20 protein-coding genes are annotated in these 19,016 nt (G+C 68.2%); 11 read left to right on the forward strand and 9 right to left on the reverse strand.

What is annotated here, in order from left to right; translation table 11 throughout:
• Positions 1-347: 347 nt before the first annotated feature.
• The gene (locus M9979_RS07830) at positions 348-1,637 is read left to right on the forward strand and encodes an MFS transporter (RefSeq protein ID WP_254288799.1); all 1,290 of its coding nucleotides are present in this window, start codon (positions 348-350) and stop codon (positions 1,635-1,637) included.
• A 25-nt stretch (positions 1,638-1,662) separates the two neighbouring features.
• On the opposite strand, the gene M9979_RS07835 is transcribed toward M9979_RS07830, so the two are convergent.
• Positions 1,663-1,833: a hypothetical protein gene (locus M9979_RS07835; protein ID WP_254288800.1), complete on the reverse strand. Its 171-nt coding sequence runs from the start codon at positions 1,831-1,833 to the stop codon at positions 1,663-1,665.
• Positions 1,834-1,926: 93 nt separating this feature from the next.
• Between M9979_RS07835 and M9979_RS07840 the strand changes: the two genes are divergently transcribed.
• On the forward strand, positions 1,927-2,391 hold the full coding sequence (locus M9979_RS07840) for a GreA/GreB family elongation factor (protein WP_254288801.1): 465 nt from the start codon (positions 1,927-1,929) through the stop codon (positions 2,389-2,391).
• 258 nt (positions 2,392-2,649) lie between these two features.
• On the opposite strand, the gene M9979_RS07845 is transcribed toward M9979_RS07840, so the two are convergent.
• Positions 2,650-3,978, reverse strand: coding sequence for an ATP-binding protein (locus M9979_RS07845; RefSeq protein WP_254288802.1), 1,329 nt, complete (start codon positions 3,976-3,978; stop codon positions 2,650-2,652).
• The gene (locus tag M9979_RS07850) at positions 3,975-4,709 is read right to left on the reverse strand and encodes a response regulator (protein ID WP_254288803.1); all 735 of its coding nucleotides are present in this window, start codon (positions 4,707-4,709) and stop codon (positions 3,975-3,977) included. The genes M9979_RS07845 and M9979_RS07850 overlap by 4 nt, the downstream gene beginning before the upstream one ends.
• A gap of 123 nt (positions 4,710-4,832) precedes the next feature.
• Between M9979_RS07850 and M9979_RS07855 the strand changes: the two genes are divergently transcribed.
• The gene (locus tag M9979_RS07855) at positions 4,833-5,546 is read left to right on the forward strand and encodes a hypothetical protein (RefSeq protein WP_254288804.1); all 714 of its coding nucleotides are present in this window, start codon (positions 4,833-4,835) and stop codon (positions 5,544-5,546) included.
• Between the two features lie 117 nt (positions 5,547-5,663).
• On the opposite strand, the gene M9979_RS07860 is transcribed toward M9979_RS07855, so the two are convergent.
• Positions 5,664-6,989, reverse strand: a complete 1,326-nt coding sequence (locus tag M9979_RS07860; RefSeq protein ID WP_254288805.1) for an MFS transporter — start codon at positions 6,987-6,989, stop codon at positions 5,664-5,666.
• A gap of 169 nt (positions 6,990-7,158) precedes the next feature.
• Between M9979_RS07860 and cyoA the strand changes: the two genes are divergently transcribed.
• Genes cyoA through M9979_RS07885 form a run of 5 tightly spaced genes read left to right on the forward strand, consistent with a single transcriptional unit; the run spans position 7,159 to position 12,007 of the window.
• The gene (gene cyoA / locus M9979_RS07865; protein WP_254288943.1) at positions 7,159-8,301 is read left to right on the forward strand and encodes a ubiquinol oxidase subunit II; all 1,143 of its coding nucleotides are present in this window, start codon (positions 7,159-7,161) and stop codon (positions 8,299-8,301) included.
• 10 nt (positions 8,302-8,311) lie between these two features.
• Positions 8,312-10,321 (forward strand): cytochrome o ubiquinol oxidase subunit I, encoded by a 2,010-nt coding sequence (gene cyoB, locus M9979_RS07870; RefSeq protein WP_254288806.1) that lies wholly within the window; start codon positions 8,312-8,314, stop codon positions 10,319-10,321.
• Positions 10,322-10,326: 5 nt separating this feature from the next.
• The gene (cyoC, locus tag M9979_RS07875; RefSeq protein WP_254288807.1) at positions 10,327-10,956 is read left to right on the forward strand and encodes a cytochrome o ubiquinol oxidase subunit III; all 630 of its coding nucleotides are present in this window, start codon (positions 10,327-10,329) and stop codon (positions 10,954-10,956) included.
• Complete coding sequence (gene cyoD / locus M9979_RS07880) at positions 10,953-11,333, forward strand: cytochrome o ubiquinol oxidase subunit IV (RefSeq protein ID WP_254288808.1); 381 nt, start codon at positions 10,953-10,955, stop codon at positions 11,331-11,333. Before cyoC ends, cyoD begins: the two co-directional genes overlap by 4 nt.
• Positions 11,333-12,007, forward strand: a complete 675-nt coding sequence (locus M9979_RS07885) for an SURF1 family protein (protein WP_254288809.1) — start codon at positions 11,333-11,335, stop codon at positions 12,005-12,007. The genes cyoD and M9979_RS07885 overlap by 1 nt, the downstream gene beginning before the upstream one ends.
• A 133-nt stretch (positions 12,008-12,140) precedes the next feature.
• On the opposite strand, the gene M9979_RS07890 is transcribed toward M9979_RS07885, so the two are convergent.
• The 3 genes from M9979_RS07890 to M9979_RS07900 are packed head-to-tail and all read right to left on the reverse strand — an operon-like array spanning position 12,141 to position 14,023.
• On the reverse strand, positions 12,141-12,317 hold the full coding sequence (locus M9979_RS07890) for a DUF4169 family protein (RefSeq protein ID WP_254288810.1): 177 nt from the start codon (positions 12,315-12,317) through the stop codon (positions 12,141-12,143).
• A 26-nt stretch (positions 12,318-12,343) separates the two neighbouring features.
• Positions 12,344-12,904 (reverse strand): 3'-5' exonuclease, encoded by a 561-nt coding sequence (locus M9979_RS07895; protein ID WP_254288811.1) that lies wholly within the window; start codon positions 12,902-12,904, stop codon positions 12,344-12,346.
• A 33-nt stretch (positions 12,905-12,937) separates the two neighbouring features.
• Positions 12,938-14,023 carry a GNAT family N-acetyltransferase gene (locus M9979_RS07900; RefSeq protein ID WP_254288812.1) on the reverse strand — a complete coding sequence of 362 codons (1,086 nt, stop codon included), beginning with the start codon at positions 14,021-14,023 and terminating at the stop codon, positions 12,938-12,940.
• 96 nt (positions 14,024-14,119) lie between these two features.
• Between M9979_RS07900 and M9979_RS07905 the strand changes: the two genes are divergently transcribed.
• Positions 14,120-14,569: a DUF2721 domain-containing protein gene (locus M9979_RS07905; RefSeq protein WP_254288813.1), complete on the forward strand. Its 450-nt coding sequence runs from the start codon at positions 14,120-14,122 to the stop codon at positions 14,567-14,569.
• On the forward strand, positions 14,566-14,979 hold the full coding sequence (locus M9979_RS07910) for a DUF4345 domain-containing protein (protein WP_254288814.1): 414 nt from the start codon (positions 14,566-14,568) through the stop codon (positions 14,977-14,979). The genes M9979_RS07905 and M9979_RS07910 overlap by 4 nt, the downstream gene beginning before the upstream one ends.
• A 114-nt stretch (positions 14,980-15,093) precedes the next feature.
• On the opposite strand, the gene M9979_RS07915 is transcribed toward M9979_RS07910, so the two are convergent.
• Positions 15,094-16,683 (reverse strand): amidase, encoded by a 1,590-nt coding sequence (locus M9979_RS07915; RefSeq protein WP_422921755.1) that lies wholly within the window; start codon positions 16,681-16,683, stop codon positions 15,094-15,096.
• Positions 16,684-16,792: 109 nt separating this feature from the next.
• Here M9979_RS07915 and M9979_RS07920 point away from each other — a divergent pair, with 109 nt between their 5' ends.
• On the forward strand, positions 16,793-17,971 hold the full coding sequence (locus tag M9979_RS07920; protein WP_254288816.1) for an MBL fold metallo-hydrolase: 1,179 nt from the start codon (positions 16,793-16,795) through the stop codon (positions 17,969-17,971).
• A 113-nt stretch (positions 17,972-18,084) separates the two neighbouring features.
• Here the strand turns inward: M9979_RS07920 and M9979_RS07925 are convergent, their stop codons facing one another.
• The gene (locus M9979_RS07925; RefSeq protein WP_254288817.1) at positions 18,085-18,906 is read right to left on the reverse strand and encodes a ferredoxin--NADP reductase; all 822 of its coding nucleotides are present in this window, start codon (positions 18,904-18,906) and stop codon (positions 18,085-18,087) included.
• Between the last annotated feature and the right edge of the window lie 110 nt (positions 18,907-19,016).

Raw genomic sequence — 19,016 nt, forward strand, 5'->3', positions numbered from 1 at the left:
GGCGTAGGCCGTATGGTTCGTCATCCCCGCGCTAGCGGGGATGACGAAGGGGGCGATGGCGCTGACCCGCCACGTAGGAGCGGCCTTGGGGAAAGGTCGTCGCTTACCCCACTTCCTCCGTCACCCCGGACTTGTTCCGGGGTCCACGGGGCCGCAACGGCAGTCCTCTCGCCATCTGGCTTCGCGCTCGCCGCGGGGTGGACCCCGGAACAAGTCCGGGGTGACGGCATGAGCGGGGCGGGCGTCGGGAACACTCGACACCGGCACCCCCACCTTCCCCGTTGGCGCGACCATCGCGCTCGGCTATGTCCGCCGCAATCCTGCCACGATCGAAGGCCGTTGTCCGCATGCTGAATGCCCTGGGGTTGCTGAAGCAGCGCCGCTTCCTGCCCCTCTTCACCACGCAGTTCCTGGGTGCCTTCAACGACAATCTGTTCAAGACGTCGATGGTGCTGTTCGCCACCTATGCGATCTTCAACGATCCGCGGATGGAGGCGAATTTCAACGCGCTGGCGACCGGCATCGCCATCCTGCCCTTCTTCCTGCTCTCCGCGCTCGCCGGGCAACTGGCGGACAGCCACGACAAGGCGCGGATCATCCGCATCGTCAAGACCGCGGAGATCGGCATCATGCTCCTGGGCGCCGCCGGGCTGATGGTCGCGCGCGCCGGCTTCCCGAGCGTCGGCATCGGGCTGATGCTCGGCGCGGTGCTCTTCCTCGGCGTCCATTCGACCTTCTTCGGGCCGATCAAATACGCCATCCTGCCGCAGCATCTCAAACCCTGCGACGTGCTCGGCGGCACCGGCCTCGTCGAGGCGGGGACCTATCTCGCCATCCTGCTCGGTACCGTCACCGCCGGCTGGGTGCCGATCGAGGGTGCGGCGATCCTCGTGCTGGTCGTCGCCGGCATCGGCTGGGCGACCGCGAAGGCGGTGCCGCCCGCACCGCGCGAGGGGCCGCGGCTGAAGCTCAACTACAACCCCTTCACCGCATCGTGGCGGCTGATCCGCACCACGATGCACATCCCGCGTCTGTTCCTCGCGATCTGCGCGATCAGCTTCTTCTGGACGATCGGGGCGGTGCTCATCATCGTCTTCCCGCCGCTGGTGAAGAACGTGCTGACCGCGGACGAACGCGTCGCCAGCGGCGCGATCGCGGTCTTTTCGGTCGGCGTCGCGATCGGATCGGTGGTCATCAACACGATGCTGAAGGGCAAGATCAGCGCGCGCTATTCGCCGGTGTCGGTGATCGCGATGGGCGTGTTCGTCGTGATCTTCTCATTCCTGTGCCGCAACTGGGTGCCGGCGCCACCGGGCACTTACTACGACTGGGCGAGCTTCGTCGCGCAGCCGCGCAGTATCCCGATCATGCTCAGCCTGCTGGCGATCGCGACGACCGGCGGCATGTTCGTCGTGCCGCTCTACGCCTTCCTCACCACGACGGTCGAAAAGGACCAGACCGCGCGCACGGTGGCGGCGAACAACGTCGTCAATTCAGGGGCGATGACGTTCGGATCGGTCGCGGTGTTGGCCATCAATGCCGCCGGCGTGCAGCCGGTCGACATGCTGTTCCTGGTCGCCGCGATGTGCCTCGTCTCCGCATGGATCGCGCAGAAACTGCACCTCGCCTGCGATTAGGCAAGCGAGCGGGCCGGCACCGCCTTCAAAACAAAAACGTATAGAAGCAGGTGAAGAAGGCGGCGAAGCTGAGCATGAACAGCTTCCAGTCCTCGTCGTCGCGGCGGCGCGGGGATGCGACCACCGGCGGCGGCAGCGAGCGCCGAAACGGATGGCGGGCGGATTCGTTGGTCAGGACGAGGCGTCGGGTCATCATGGACACGTTAACGCCGCGTTTACGATTCAGACCATCCCGAAAGGTGGTTAAGCCCCGGCTGTCCGGGGATGGGACATGCAGAAAGGCCCCGACATGAGCGTCGCATTCCGCCGCGAGAGCGACGAAGAGCATCTCGAACCCAAGTTCGAACGCCCCATCCCCGCTGGTCCCAATCTGGTGACGCGCGCCGGCAAGGCATTGATCGAACAGGAAATCGCGACGCTGGAAGCCACACTCGCCGATGCCTCGGCCGACGGGATGGAGGCGATCCGGCGCGACCTGCGCTATTGGCAGACGCGCCGCACGACCGCGGTCGAGACGGTCGCCCCCGCGGACGGCAGCGCCGGTTTCGGCACCGCGGTGACGGTGCGGATGGGCGGCCGGACGCGGACGATCGCCATCGTCGGCGACGACGAGGCCGATCCCAACGCCGACCGATTGGCCTTCGGCGCGCCGCTCGCGCGTGTGCTGGCGGGCGCGGACGTCGGCGACCTGCTGCCCTTCGCCGGCCGCGACGATGCGATCGAGGTGCTGGAGATCGCACCGCTCGCGGATTGACCCACACCCGCCATGAGCGTGTCGAAGGGCATTGCGACTCATCCTGCTTCGACAAGCTCAGCATGAACGGTGTGGTCGGGGCCGGGGTCGGAGGATCGAGTCGGGGGAATGCCGAGCTACGGGATCCGACGAATCCCGTAGCTCGACCGCCGGGCACCGGGGAGCACCCGAAATGCCGGCGGTGCCAATTGTGGGAGAGAACCCCGCCGACGCACGCGGCCTACCGCCGCCATGTTGCGCCGGTATTTCCGTGCCCCGTCACAGCGGCAGCGTCACCCGCGCCTCCGCGCCGCCGTCGGGGTGGTTGGCGATCGTCGCATCGCCGCCATGCGCGCGCGCGACGCCACGCACGCTGCTCAGCCCCAGCCCGATCCCGCCGGTATCGCGATTGCGCGAGCGTTCGCCGCGGAAGAACGGCTCGAACAGATGATCGAGGTCGTCCGGGTCGATCCCCGGCCCGTGGTCGCGCACCGCGATCACCGCATGGCCGTCCGCCTGCGCGAGCGTCACCTCGGCATCGCCGGCATATTTCAGCGCATTGCCGACGAGGTTGGCGACCAGCGACTTGAGCGCGGCGGCATCGCCCTCCATCACCAGCGGGTCGCCATCGTGCAGCGTCACCGCCTCGCCGCGATCGGAAAGGTCGTCGGTGACGCTCTCGACCAGCGAGCGCAGGTCGAGCCGGCGGCGCGTCGCGGCCTGCGTGCCCTCGCGGAAGAAGGCGAGCGCCGCCTGGATCATCGCCTGCATGTCGTGGATGTCGCCCGCGCTCTTGCTGCGCAGCGGTTCCGGCGCCTGTTCCAGCCGCAGGCCGAGGCGCATCAGCGGCGTGCGCAGGTCGTGCGCGATCGCCGCGATCATCGTCGTGCGATCCTCGACATAGCGGTTGAGCCGTGCCTGCATGCGGTTGAACGCCGCCGCGGCATCGGCGATCTCCGCCGGCCCGCCGAGCGGCACCGGTGCGGCGCGCGGGTCGCGCCCCAGCCGCTCCGCCGCCGCGCCGAACGCCGCGATCGGCTTGGTCAGCCGGCGCGCCAGCGCCCAGGCGAACGGCGCCACCGCCAGCATCGCGGCGAGCAGCCAGAGCAATGCGCGCCAGCGCCAGCTCTCGAAACCGGTACGCGCGCCGCGCGCACTCACCCAGCTGCCATCCGCCTGCCGGACGGAGACGGTGAAATGGCCGAACAGGATCTGGTTGCGCGCGTCGGGCAGCCGCGGCCGCTGGCGGAAGCCCTCGCGCGGCGGCATCGGCCCGAACACCATCGGCGGCGGCCCGCCGCCGAAATGGACGTGCACCCGCGCCGCCGGCATGCCCAATTGCGCGGCGATGATCCCCGCCATATGCTCGCCGCGCTCGTCATACGGTTCGGGATCGCTCCGGTCGCGCGCCAGCAGCAGCTCGCCGCTGGCGTCCTGGCCGTTGCGCAGCGCCGCCACGACTTGCGGCACCGAATAGATGCGTGGCGTCGGCGGGGTGATGAACACGACCAGCGCGATGTTGAGCGCCTGCACCGCGGCGACGCTCAACAGCATCACGACGAACACCCGCCAGAACAGCGAATGGCGCACCCAGCCGAACGCCGTCACGCGCGCGAGACCGCGGGAACGAACAGATAGCCCTCGTTGCGGATCGTGCGGATGATCTCGTCGCCGCCGCTGCGCAGCTTGCGGCGCAGGCGGCTGATCTGCACGTCGATCGCGCGATCGAACGCGTCCGAATTGGGGCCGCGCGCGGTTTCGAGCAGCATCTCGCGCGACAATACCCGGCGCGGCCGCTCGACGAAGACGCGCAGCAGCGCGAATTCGCCATCGGTCAGCCCGACCAGCACCCCCTGCGCATCGAACAGCTCGTGCGCCGTCAGATCCATCGTCCAGCCATCGAACGTCAGCCGCGAGCGATCGACCGGCTCCGCCTGTTGCCGGCTGCGCAGCGCGGCGCGGACGGTGGCGAGCACCTCCGCCGCGCTGCACGGCTTGGGCAGGTAATGGCTCGCACCGATCTCCAGCCCGACGATGCGGTCGCGTTCCTCGCCCAGCGCGCTCAGCATGATGACCGCCGGGCCGCCGTCGCGGGTGATGCGGCGGCAGGCGGAGATGCCGTCCTCGCCCGGCATCATCACGTCGAGCAGCACCGCGTCGATCCGCTCGCGCGCCAGCACCGCATCCATCTCGCGCGTGTTCGCCGCGCCCTGCACCCGGTAACCCCGCGCGCCGAGGCTTTGCGTCAACAGGGTGCGGATCTCGCGATCGTCGTCGACGACCAGGATCGCCGCCACTTCATCCCCCGACGCGCCGATATTCTGCTGTTGGCTCATCATCGCGCCCTTGTGGCCGGCAAATGTTGCCGCAGAATATCCGCGGAAACGCACGCCGTCATCGTCATGGACATTCGGCCGCAACATTGCACTGGTTCACCAACGCGACTCACTCGGGGACCCGCCATGCACCGCATCACCCTCCTCCTTGCCGCCACGCTGGGTTGCACGTTCGCCACCGCCGCGTCGGCGCAGCAGCGCCGCGTGTTCATCAGCCCGATGGGCCAGCCCTTCCACGGCAGCGAAACCGCGCCCGATCCCGAGCGCGCGTGGTTCGCCGCGGCGGACGCGAACGGCGACGGCGCGATCACCCGCGGGGAATTCCAGGCCGACGCCACGCGCTTCTTCGCGATCCTCGACCGCGGCCACGACGGCGAGATCGATCCGGGCGACATCGACGTGTACGAAAACACGATCGCCCCCGAAACGCGCTCGGGCGACGGCGGCCCGGGGATCATCGCGCGCAGCTCCGATTCGAGTTCGGACGGTGGGGCGAAGGCGCCCGTCTACGATGCGGGCAAACTGGGCGCGGCGCGGTTCAGCTATTTCGACCTGCCCGAACCCGTCACCGCCGCCGACCGCAACTTCAACCGCGGCATCGACCCGCGCGAATTCGCGAGCGCCGCCGATTCGCGCTTCGACGCGCTCGACAAGAACCGCGACGGCAAGCTGATGTGGGACGAGCTGCCGCACGTCAGCGCGCGCGCCGCTGGCCCCGGCGGGCGCGGCAAGGGCGGGCCGGGCGGCCATCGCGGTGGTCGCCACGGCGGCGGGCGTGGCCCGGGCGGCGGAATGGATGGCGGACAAGGCAGGATGAGCGGCGGCTTTGGGGGCGAATAGCCACCTCACCCTCACCCTTCCCACCGCCTGCGGCGGCGGGCCCCTTCCCTCTCCCGTTGGGAGAGGGAGAGACGGCGAAGCCGGCGAAGGGTGAGGGTGGGAGCGACGAAGCCCCGATCAATCCAGCCGGCGCGCCAGTTCCTTGTTCAGCCCCAGCGCCACCAGCGTCGCGACCGCACCCGACAGCAGATACCCGCCCGCCGCGATCAGTCCGAACTGGCTCGCCAGCACCAGCGCGGCGAGCGGCGCGAACCCCGCGCCGAACAGCCAGGCGAGGTCCGACGTCAGCGCCGCACCCGTATAACGCGCGCGCTTGGGGAAATTGTTGGTCACCGCCCCCGACGACTGGCCGAAGGCGAGGCCGAGGATGATGAATCCCCCGATCATGAAGGCGAGCTCGCCCGAGCTGCCGCCGGCGAGCAACTGCGGCGCGAAGCCGCTGAACACCGCGATCGCCGCGGCGGTATAGCCGAGCACCGAACGCCGCCCGATCCGGTCGGCGAGCAGGCCGGAAATCACCACCGCGCCGAGCCCGAAGAACGCGCCGACGATCTCGATCCCCAGGAAGCGCGCGATATTCTCGTTGGTGTACAGCGCGATCCACGACAGCGGGAATACCGTGACCATGTGGAACAATGCGAAGCTGGCGAGCGGCGCGAAGGCGCCGATGATGATGTTGCGCCACTGCGCCTTCACCGTCGCGGTGACCCGGCTGGGGGTCAGCTCGCGGCTTTTGAACTGCTGCGTATATTCGGGCGTCACGACGATGCGCAACCGCGCGAACAGCGCGACGACGTTGACCGCGAAGGCGACGAAGAACGGATAGCGCCAGCCCCACGACAGGAAATCGACCATGTCCATGTTGGCGAGGAAGAAGGCGAACAAGGCGCTCGCCACGATCAGCCCGAGCGGCGCGCCGAGCTGCGGCACCATCGCATACCAGCCGCGCTTTTCCGGCGGTGCGTTGAGCGCGAGCAGCGAGGCGAGCCCGTCCCACGCCCCGCCCAGCGCCAGCCCCTGCCCGATCCGCGCCGCGGACAGCAGGAACGCCGAGGCGATGCCGACCTCGCCGTATCCGGGCAGGAAGGCGAGCGCGACCGTCGATGTGCCGAGCAGGAACAAGGCGATGGTCAGCTTGGTGCCGCGGCCGTATTCGCGGTCGACCCACATGAAGATCTGCGTGCCGATCGGCCGCGCGATGAAGGCGAGCGGGAACAGCGCGAAGGACCAGAGCGTCCCCGTCAGCCGGTCGACGAACGGAAACACCAGCGCCGGAAAGACGATGACCGACGCGATCGCGTAGCAGAAGAAATCGAAGAATTCCGAGGTGCGGCCGATGACGACGCCGATCGCGATCTCGCCGGGACGGACCTCATGGTCGCCCTGCGTGTTGACGGCGCGTGCATCGCGTTCGAGCGGCGCGGAATGGGCGGAAGCTGACATGTATCGCAGTCCTGTCGTCTCACGGCCCACTGGCCATTCGGGTCTCAACGCGCCTCGCCCGGTTTCGGGCGCGGCACCAACGCACCTTCCTACCCCTTACCGCCCGGGCATGGGATAGGACAAAATGTCCTATTTTGCGGGACACGACACAGGCGTAGCGGCAATGACGATGCGAACCCCCTCGTTACCCCCCGCGCGCTCCTTGCGCACCGCCGCCGCGCTCGCCGCGCCCGCCCTGCTCGGCGGTTGCGACTGGGTGGTGATGAACCCCGCCGGCGACGTCGCGCGGCAACAGGCCAATCTGATCCTGTGGTCGACCGGCCTGATGCTGCTCATCATCGTGCCGGTGATCGTGCTGACCGTGCTGTTCGCATGGAAGTATCGCGCCACCAACGAGGATGCCGAGCACCGCCCCGACTGGGACCATTCGACGGGGCTCGAGCTCGTCATCTGGTCGGCGCCGCTGCTGATCGTCATCGCGCTGGGTGCGCTGACCTGGATCAGCACGCACGCGCTCGACCCCTATCGCCCGCTGTCGCGGATCGCATCGGGCAAGCCGCTGGCGAAGAACGACAGGCCGCTGGAGATCCAGGTCGTCTCGCTCGACTGGAAATGGCTGTTCATCTATCCCGAACAGGGGGTCGCGACGGTCAACGAGCTCGTCCTGCCGGTGAACCGCCAGGTCCGCTTCCGCCTGACCTCGTCGTCGGTGATGAACACCTTCTACGTCCCCACCCTCGCCGGCATGATCTATACGATGCCCGGCATGGAGACGCGGCTGCACGCGGTGCTCAACCGCCCCGGCCGGTTCAAGGGCCTGTCCGCCAATTACAGCGGCGCCGGCTTCTCGGGCATGCATTTCACCGTCGACGGCATGGACGATGCCGGCTTCGCCAAATGGGTGTCGGAGGCGCGCACCGCGAAGCAGCGACTCGACCTGCCGACCTACGTCACCCTCGAGAAACCGAGCGAGAACGTCCCCGCCGCCCGCTTCGTCGCTGCCGCGCCGCAATTGTTCGACCGCGTGATCGGCATGTGCACCAAACCCGGCGAGACCTGCATGCAGGCGACGATGATGAAGGATGCCGGCCATCCCAACGCCGCCGCCGAGACCGGCAAGCCCCGCGGGAGCGACGGCGAAGGCGCGCTGCAGAAGCAGCCGGAGGAAAAGGGCAGCAGCCCGCACCGCAACGCGCCCCGCGAAAGCGCCCCCGGCACCAGCAAGCCCGGCTCTGAAGCCAATCGCTCGATGACCTCTGCCGACCCGCTGCCCGCGATCCTCGCCCGCAGCGTCGCGCCCGCCCGTTCGTAGGACCGACCCGATGTCCGATTCGTTTCTCAAGACCATCTTCGGGCGGCTGACGCTCGAAAGCTTCCCGATCCACGAACCGATCCTGATCGCCACCTTCGCCGGTGTCGCGGTCGGCGGCGTCGCGGTGCTGGCCGCGCTCACCTGGTTCAAGCTCTGGGGCTATCTCTGGAAGGAGTGGTTCACCAGCGTCGACCACAAGAAGATCGGCATCATGTACATGGTGCTCGGCATCGTCATGCTGCTGCGCGGCTTCGCCGACGCGCTGATGATGCGCGCGCAGCAGGCGATGGCGTTCGGCGCCAACGACGGCTTCCTGCCCGCGCACCATTACGACCAGGTGTTCACCGCGCACGGCGTCATCATGATCTTCTTCGTCGCGATGCCGTTCGTCACCGGCCTGATGAACTATGTCGTGCCGCTGCAGATCGGCGCGCGCGACGTGTCCTTCCCCTTCCTCAACAATTTCAGCTTCTGGATGACCGCGGCGGGTGCGGCGATCGTCATGATGAGCCTGTTCGTCGGCGAATTCGCGCGCACCGGCTGGCTGGCGATGGCACCGCTGTCGGGGCTCGATTACTCGCCCGATGTCGGTGTCGATTATTACATCTGGGCGCTGCAGATCGCCGGAGTCGGCACCTTGCTGTCGGGCGTCAACCTGCTCGCCACCATCATCAAGATGCGCGCGCCGGGGATGGGGCTGATGAAGATGCCGATCTTCACCTGGTCGGCGCTTGCCACCAACGTGCTGATCGTCGCCGCCTTCCCGGTGCTCACCGCCGTCCTCGCGATGCTCAGCCTCGACCGCTACGTCGGCACGCACTTCTTCACCAACACCATGGGCGGCAACCCCATGATGTACGTCAACATGATCTGGATCTGGGGCCATCCGGAGGTCTACATCTTGATCCTGCCGCTGTTCGGCGTCTTCTCCGAAGTCACCTCGACCTTCTCGGGCAAGCGCCTGTTCGGCTATACGTCGATGGTCTACGCGTTGCTGGTCATCACCATCCTCGCCTACCTCGTCTGGCTGCACCATTTCTTCACCATGGGGTCGGGGGCGAGCGTCAATTCGTTCTTCGGCATCACCACGATGATTATCTCCATCCCGACGGGGGCGAAGATCTTCAACTGGCTGTTCACCATGTACAAGGGGCGCATCCGCTTCGAACTGCCGATGATGTGGACGATCGCGTTCATGATTACCTTCGTCATCGGCGGCATGACCGGCGTATTGCTCGCGGTGCCGCCCGCCGACTTCGTGCTGCACAATTCGCTGTTCCTGATCGCGCATTTCCACAACGTCATCATCGGCGGCGTGTTGTTCGGGACGTTCGCGGGGCTCAATTACTGGTTCCCCAAGGCGTTCGGGTTCAAGCTCGACAAATTCTGGGGCACGATCAGCTTCTGGTTCTGGGTGGTCGGCTTCTACGTCGCGTTCATGCCGCTCTACGTGCTCGGCCTGATGGGCGTGACGCGGCGGCTGCGTCACTTCGACGATCCGTCCTTGCAGATCTGGTTCATCATCGCCGCGATCGGCGCGGTGCTGATCGCGATCGGGATCGCCGCGCTGCTGATCCAGTTCTACGTCAGCTTCCGCAACCGCGAGGCGCTGCGCGACACGACCGGCGATCCGTGGAACGGCCGCAGCCTGGAATGGGCGACCTCATCGCCGCCGCCCGCCTACAACTTCGCGTTCACGCCGGTCGTCCACGATCTCGACGCCTGGTACGACATGAAGTCGCAGAAGGCGGTGCGTCCGGTCGACGGCTTCCGCGCCATCCACATGCCGCGCAACACCGGCACCGGCGTCATCCTCGCCGGCCTGTCGGCGGTGATCGGCGTCGCGATGATCTGGTACATGTGGTGGCTCGCCATCCTCGGCTTCGTCGCGCTGCTCGGCGTCGCGATCGTCCACACGTTCAACTACGACCGCGATTATTACATCCCGGCCGACGAGGTGACGGCGGTCGAGAACGCGCGCACCACACAGCTGGCGCCAGCAATGGTTGGGGGAGCTTGAGCATCATGAGCGAAGCGACCATCCCGCCGGGCGCGCAGGCGCCGATCTTCTACGAAACGGACGAGCATCACCACGACGCCGGCGGCAGCACGATGCTGGGCTTCTGGCTGTACCTGATGAGCGACTGCCTGATCTTCGCCATGCTGTTCGCGGCCTATGGCGTGTTCGGCAGCAGCTATGCCGGCGGGCCGCAGCCGCACGAGATCTTCGAGCTGCCGCTGGTGGCGCTCAACACCTCGATGCTGCTGTTCTCGTCGATCACCTACGGCTTTGCGATGCTGGCGATGAACGACGGCAAGGTGCGCAGTGTGCAGGGCTGGCTGGCGATCACCGGGCTGTTCGGCCTCGCCTTCCTGACAATCGAACTCTACGAATTCTCCAACCTGATCCACGAAGGCTTCGGACCGCAGCGCAGCGCGTTCCTGTCGTCCTTCTTCACCCTCGTCGGCACGCACGGGCTGCACGTCACCTTCGGCCTCGTCTGGCTGGTGACGCTGATGGTGCAGGTCGGGACCAAGGGGCTGATCCCCGCCAACCAGCGCCGCCTGCAATGCCTGTCGCTGTTCTGGCACTTCCTCGACGTCATCTGGATCGGCGTCTTCACCTTCGTCTACCTGCTGGGAGTGCTGCGATGAGCGCCGACACCCATGGCCACGGCCATGACGATCACGCGGCCGAGGGCGCGCACGGCACCCGCAAGGATTACGTGATCGGCTTCGTCCTGTCGGTGATCCTCACCGCCATCCCCTTCGGGCTGGTGATGAGCGGCGTCATCGCCGACGCGCGGATCACCGCGGGCATCGTCATGGTGTTCGCGCTGGTGCAGATCATCGTCCACATGATCTACTTCCTCCACATGAACTCGAAGTCGGAGAACGGCTGGACGCTGATGGCGCTGATCTTCACGATCATCGTCGTCACCATCTGCCTCGCCGGCTCGCTGTGGGTAATGTACCATATGAACGCCAACATGATGCCGAGCATGGCGCCCGGAGACATGGGCGGCATGTGATGCCACGCCGGGCCGCGATCGTCACGGGTCTGCTGCTGGCGACGATCGCGCTGCTGATCGGGCTCGGCGTGTGGCAGCTCGAGCGGCGGACATGGAAGCTGGCGCTGATCGCGCACACCGAGGCGATGCTGGCAAGCGCGCCGGTCGCCGCACCGGGACCGGCGGCGTGGGGTGCGGTGGGTGCAGGTGATGTCTACCGGCCGGTGGTCGCGACCGGCCGCTATCGGCCCCGCGCGGATACGTTCGTGCAGGCGGTGACCGAACTCGGCGGCGGTTTCTGGGTGATGACGCCGTTCGACACGACGCGCGGGTTCACGGTCCTCGTCAACCGCGGCTTCGTCCCCGCCGAGCGCCGCGGCGCGGTCGCCCCCTCCCCCGCCGTGCGGACGATCCGCGGCCTGCTGCGCGTCAGCGAACCCGGCGGCGGCTTCCTCCGCCACAACGATCCCGCCGCCGACCGCTGGTACTCACGCGACGTCGCCCGGATCGCCGCGACGAAGCGGCTCGGCCCGGTCGCCCCCTATTTCATCGACGCGGGCGATCCCAAGGCCGGCTGGCCCCGCGGCGGTCTGACCGTGGTCCGCTTCCGCAACAGCCATCTGGTCTACGCGCTGACGTGGTTCGGGCTGGCAGCACTGGTGGCGTTCATGGCGTGGCGGGTGCGGCGGCGGTAGGGCACCCCCCGCGACGGTTTACTCGCCCTCACCCTTCCGGCGCTTCGCGCCTCCCTCCCTCTCCCGTTGGGAGAGGGAAAGACGCCGCAGGCGGCGAAGGGTGAGGGTGACATCGATAGGCTGGAGACGCTGCTCAATCCTCGCGTTTCGCACCGTCGAGCGTCCGCTCGATCCGCGCGCGATTCGTCGCATCGGCATCGCGCTCCGCCTTGGTCCGCCCGAACTTCGCCCGGTTCGCCGCCGCAGCCTTCGCCGCCACGTCACGGTCACGCGCCTTGCGGGCGCGACGCAGGTTGATGATCTCGGCCATGAATCCCCTTACCCTTCCTTGCCCGGCTATGCCGAGGAAGGATTTGCAGCAGCCCGCTCCTCCGCCGCGCGCTTCACCAGCGACCAGCGCCGCCACTCATCCCGCGCATCCGCCAGCGCGCGGTGCGCCGGCACGTCATGATCGCGCAACTCGCCGAGCACCGCCACGTCCGCCACCGCACGGCCCAGCTCCGCCTCGGGCACATGCCCCCGCAGGATCGCCGTCGCCGTCTCGCGCTGCGCCTCGTCGCTGTCGCGCAGCCGCAGCGCATGCCGCGGCAGCTTCGCCGCCCGCAGCAGCGCGCTCAGCCATTTGCCGTCCCACGACGGCGCGCTCGCGAACAACTGGTGGCCGGTCAGCACCGCGACCATCCGCCGCGCCACCACGTCGTGCGGCGTCCCCTCCGCCTCCAGCAGCGCCCGCGGGATATGATGGATCGCCTCCGCCGCGTCGTCCCAATCGTCCCATTGCAGCGGCGGGCGGATCAGGTGGCTTTCGTGCGCGCCGTCCTCAAACACCCAGGCGACCTCGATCGGATAGCTTTTCTTGGCGAGCGACGAGGCTTCGAAATCGAGGAATACGAACATCGCCGGAGCCTAGGCGCAGGCGCGGCGGGCCGTCTAGTGCCCCGACCGCCGCCACGCCCCACGCGCCAGCCGCCCGAGCAGCGCCGGCAGCCCCGGCCGCACCAGCAGCCAGTCGCGGATCGCCGGCCCCTTGTCGGCGCCGATCACCTGCTTGTAGCCGCTGTCGCCCGCGCCCCAGTCGACCCGGGTGATGCCGCGACCCAGCGCCTCGACGAGGTTGCGATAATAGAGCAACTTCCCCGGCGAATGCTTGGCATAGGCGGGGTCATAGCTGTTGGCGATCGCATATTTCAGATCACCCGCATCGAGATCGAACGAAAACGCCGCCGGCCGACCGTCGATCGTCAGCAATGCCGCACGCAGCATCCCCGCGACCACCGGATCCGCCGCCGCCGCGCGCCAGAAGGCACCGTGGCCGGTCGTGGTGAACTTCGCATCGGAACCGTCGGTGCGCGCCGCGATCCAGCTCGCCTCCTCGACCCCCGCCAGCGCATCGAACGCCGCCGGCCAGTCGCCCCCGTTGAGGAACCGCCAGTCCGGCACGCCATGCCCGGCGAGATGCTTTTCGTGAAAGCGGTTCTTGCGCAGCGTCGATCCGCGCGGCCACGTCCCCTCGGCCTGCAACGCGGCCATGTTGAGCAGCCAGCTGTCCGCGACGAACCGGTCGAGCACCGCCCACCCGGCGGCCCGCGCCGCCGCGATCAGCGGCATCGCCGCCGGATCGTCGTCATAGACCGGCCCGATGCGCAGCACGTTGACCGCCCCCGCCAGCGTCGCCAGCGCCGCCTTCAGCGTCCCCTCGCCCGCATCCACGGCGAGCGGAAAGCTGCGGAACGGCCAGTACGACCCCGGCACCGCCGCCGCCCGCGCGATCGCCGGCCCGATCCCCACGAAGGGCAGCGCCAGCGTCGGCTCGCCGTCCTCCTCGACCAGCAGCGTCCGCGCCTGTCCGCCATAGGCGCCGAGCGCCGCCGCGAACCAGCCGTAGCGCAGGAAACCATGCGCCGGCGCCGCCCGCGCCGCGACCGTATCGATCGCCGCGGCGAGGCCATCGGCGAGATGGCCGCGGGCGACCGGCGGCAGCCGCTGGAAATCGGCGAGGAGCATCGGTTTGGTCACGGGGTCCGCGCTTAGCGGCGATGCGTTACCAACCGGTGCAGATTGCGATCGGCCGTGCCCCCTTTCGCCCGCCCCGATCCGCCCTATGCTGGCGCCATGCCGACCTTCTTCCAGGTGTCTGCGATCGCGCAGACGATCCAGCTGTCGCTCGCCCCGGTGTTCATGCTGGCGGCGATCGGCCAGATCCTCAACGTCCTCGCCGGCCGCCTCGCCCGCGTGATCGACCGCGCGCGCAAGCTCGAGGAGCGCATCCCCGACGCCGAAGGTCCGGAGCGCATCCGCCACGTCTGGGAGCTGAAGCTGCTCGACGAACGCATGTCGATCATCAACGCCGCGCTGTTCCTCGCGGTGTCGAGCGCGGTGATGGCGTGCATCGTCATCGCGATGCTGTTCGTCGCCAACCTCGGCCAGTTCCACATCGGCACCTGGATCGCGCTGATCTTCATCCTCGCGGTCGCGCTGCTGATCTGCTGCCTCAGCGCCTTCATGTGGGAGGTGCGCGTGTCCCTGCGCGCGATCCACGTCCGCAAGGAAATCCTGTCATGACCGTCACGACGGAACGCCGCCTGCTGCAGGCAGTCGTCGCGCTCGCCTGTTTCGTCCCCTTGAGCGTCGGCGGGCAGAGCGTGCTGCACGGGCCGGGCTTCCTCGGCCATCCGCCGGTGATCCCGACCGACCTCGACAGCCATTTCCGCTACATATCGGGGATCTTCCTCGCGGTGGGCGTGGCGTTCGCGAGCTGCGTCCCGCGGATCGAGACGACCGGCCCGCGCTTCCGCCTGCTCGGCGCGCTGGTGGTTGCGGGCGGCCTGTCGCGCGTCGTCTCGCTGATCGCGGTCGGCGCGCCGTCGACGGGGCATTTGTTTGGTTTCTTCATGGAACTGGGCGCGGTGCCATTGCTGATGCTTTGGCAGGCAAGCTTCGCGCGGCGGTGGGCGGCGGCGCTTCCGTCCTAAACCCGTTCGCCCTGAGCCTGTCGAAGGGCACCTCTCCACCAGCGTTACGCTCGCGGAAAACAGGGCTTCGACAGGCTCAGCCCGAACGGACGTATTGGTCAGTGCGCCACCGCGTCACCGCCCCTCCAGTCCGGCCCCCACGTCCGCCTGCGCCAGATACCGTGGCGCCCGTCGCGCCTGCGCGCGCTGTTCGTAGGCATAGCCCGCGCCCAGCACCGCCGCCTCGCCATTCTTCGTCGCGATGAACGACAGGCCGACCGGCAGCCCCTTCACCAGCCCCATCGGCACCGTCAGATTGGGATAGCCCGCGATCGCCGGCAGCTCCGACGACGATGGCCCGTTATACTGATCGCCATAGACCGGGTCGCTCAGCCACGCCCCCGCATAGGTCGGCTCGACCAGCAGCGCCGCCCCCGCGCTGCGCAACATGCCGTCGATCGCCTCGCTCGCCTGGCGGAGCGATTTCGTCCGCGCCGCCTTGTAGGCGGGATCGCCCAACCCCCTGGTCTTCGCGGCCTCCTCGAAGATCTCCTGCGCGAAGAACGGCATCTCGTCGGCCGCATGCGCGCGGTTGAAGGCGATCAGCTGGTCGAGGGTGCGCGCCGTCACCGCCGGCGGCGTGGTCGCGAGATAGGCGTCGAGATCGGTCTTCAATTCGGTCTTGAGCACCATGAACTCGGCATCGCCGATGCCGTCGAGCTTGGGCGCCTTCACCTCGACCAGCACCGCGCCCGCGGTCTTGAGCACCGCCAGCGCCGCGTCGTAGCGCGCGACCAGATCCGCCGACATGCCCTCCGGCCGCAGCACCGCGACGCGCACGCCCGACAGTGCACTGACCGACAGTCCCGCGGCATAATCCCGCAGCACCGCCCCCGCGGTCGCCGGATCGGCAGGATCGGCGCCGACCATCGCGGAGAACAGGATCGCGACGTCGCGCACGCTGCGCGCCATCGGTCCCGGCGTATCCTGCGAATGGCTGATCGGCACGACATGGGTGCGGCTGACCAGCCCGATCGACGGCTTCAGCCCGACCAGCCCGTTGATCGACGACGGGCACACCACCGATCCGTCGGTCTCCGTCCCCACCGCCGCCGCGGCGAAGCTCGCCGCCACCGCCGCGCCCGATCCGCTCGACGATCCGCAGGCGGTACGATCGATCGCATAGGGGTTGCGCACCAGCCCGCCGACCGCGCTCCACCCGCTCATCGCGTGGCTGGAGCGGATGTTGGCCCATTCCGACAGGTTGGTCTTGCCGAGGATCACCGCCCCCGCCGCGCGCAGCCGCGCCACCACCGGCGCGTCGCGACGGGTGATATTGTCCTTCAGCGCGAGGCTGCCCGCGGTCGTCGCCATCGCGTCCGCGGTCTCGATATTGTCCTTGATGAGCACCGGCACGCCGTGCAGTGGCCCCCGGATGCGCCCCGCGCGGCGTTCGTCGTCCAGCGCCTTCGCCTGTGCCAACGCCTGCGGGTTCACCGCGATGACGCTGCGCAAGCCTGGCCCCTTGCGATCCATCGCGGCGATTCGGTCGAGATAGGCGCGGGTCAGCGCGACGCTCGACGCCTTGCCCGCCGTCATCAACGCCTGCACCTGTTCCAGCGACACTTCCTCGACCGTGACCTTGCGCGCGAACGCCGGCGCGGCGGGCAAGGCGAGCCCCAGCAGAAACCCCAAAAATATCCGGCGCATGGAACCCCCTGTCATGTCGAAGCGATGCTAGCGGGGCATCGAGCCGGCGCAAGCGGCAGCGATGTCGCATTGACGCGTCGCGGAACCCGCGGCACGGCGATTGATTGATCGAGATCAAGACAGGATGGTCGTGGCGCGCGCATTGAAGATCATCGGCGGGATCGTGCTGGGATTGATCGTCCTCGTCGGCCTGACCGTGACGATCGTCCCCCGGTTCCTCGACCGCCTCTATTACGAGGGCGATGCCAGCGGTCATTACGATGGCGCACGCTTCTTCAACCCCGACGGCGATGCGGATACGCTGCGCATGCCGGCGGGCGGCAGCCGGGCGGGTTTCTTCTGGCGCTATCTCACCAAGAACGACGGCCGACCGCCTTGGCCGACGAGCGTCGCGGTCATACCGTCCCGGCCGGCGGCGCGTGTCGAGGGCGAGCGGATGGTGGTGACCTGGATCGGCCATGCCAGCGTGCTGATCCAGACGCAGGGCCTCAACATCCTCACCGACCCGATCTACGCAGAGCACGCCGGCCCCTTCGGCCTCGGCCCGCAGCGCGTCGCCGGGCCGGGTGTGCGGTTCGAGGACCTACCGAAGATCGACCTCGTGCTGGTCAGCCACAACCATTACGACCACCTCGATCAGGCGGCGCTCGAGCGCCTCTGGCAACGCGACCGGCCGCGGATCGTCACCAGCCTCGGCAACGACAGCGTCATCGGCCAGACCGGCGCGAGCGCGACCGCGCTCGACTGGGGGCAACAGGCGAGCATCCGCCCCGGCGTCGCCGTCGCGGTGACGCGCAACCACCATTGGGGCAGCCGCTGGTTCACCGACCGCAACCGTGCGCTCTGGTCGAGCTTCGTCGTGCGCCTGCCGAGCGGCGGCAACGTCTTCTTCGCCGGCGACACCGGCTTCGGCGACGGGAAATGGCCGGCCGAGGCCGCAGCGCTCGGCCCGATCCGCTTCGCGATGATCCCGATCGGAGCGTTCCGCTTCGTCCCCGGCCAGATGTCGTCGGGCAGCCACGTCGGCCCAGCCGAGGCGGCGCTGATCCACCAGCGCCTCGGCGCGGCGCGGTCGATGGCGATCCACTGGGGGACGTTCCGCCTGTCGTACGAAGGCTATGATACGCCGCCGAAGATGCTGGCGGCGGCGATGCGCTGCACCGGCGGCAGCGGCTTCACCGCGGAACGGATCGGCGTGCCGTTCGACGTGCCGCCCTATGCCGTGCCGGTAGCGGGCAAGCCGATGGCACAGGCGGACATGCTCCGCTGCCTCGACACGCCCGCGGTGAAGGCGCTTCCCTAAAAGCCCCTCCCCTTCAGGGGAGGGGTTGGGGCGGGGGAGTCACACACGCCAGTCTCGGTGAGACACCGCCCCACCCCCAACCCCTCCCCTGAAGGGGAGGGGCTTATTCAGCCTCAATCGACGAACGCGCGCTCGATCACATACGTCCCGGCCTTGGCGTTCGACCCTTCCTCGAATCCGATGCCATCCAGCATCGCCGCCGTCTCGCGGATCATCGCCATGCTCCCGCACAGCATGATCCGGTCGGTCTCCGGATCGAGCTTCTTCGCGCCCTGCACCGGATCGCCGAACAGCGCCGCGCTCTCGATCAGGTCGCCGATCCGCCCGGTGGTGCGGAACGGCTCGCGCGTCACCGTCGGGATGTAGTGGAACTGCGTCGCCGCCTCGTCCGACACCAGCGGGTCCTCCGCCAGCCGCGCCTGCAATTCGTCGTGATAGGCAAGGTCGCTGACCTGCCGCACCGAATGGACCAGGATCACCTGATCGAACATGCCGTACACGTCGGGATCGCGCGCCAAGCTGAGGAACGGCGCGAGGCCGGTGCCGGTCGAGAAGAAGAACAGCCGCTTGCCGCCGACCAGCGCATCGGTGACGAGCGTGCCCGTCGGCTTCTTGCCCATATACACTTCGTCGCCCGGTTCGATTCTCTGCAGCTTCGACGTCAGCGGCCCGTCCTCGACCTTGATCGACAGGAACTCCAGCTCCTCGGCATAATGCGGGGACGCGATCGAATAGGCGCGCATGATCGGCTTGGCGCCCTCGCCATCGCCGTCGAGCCCGATCATCACGAACTCGCCCGACCGGAAGCGGAAGCTCTCCGGCCGCTCGACCGCGAAGCTGAACAATCGGTCGTTCCAGTGGCGCACCCACAGCACCTTGACGTTCAGGAACGCCTTGGTCTCGGGCAGAGTCTTCGGGACACGGACGTCGGTCATGCGGATGGGGCTTCGGATCGTTTGCGAGAGGGTCGCATTATGAACCGCACGCCGCCGGGTCAACCAAAGCAAAGCTTGGGGATGTGTTGCCGAGCCTTGCCCGCCGCCCC

The organism is Sphingomonas liriopis, assembly GCF_024211255.1.
Taxonomy (GTDB): Bacteria; Pseudomonadota; Alphaproteobacteria; order Sphingomonadales; family Sphingomonadaceae; genus Sphingomonas; species Sphingomonas liriopis.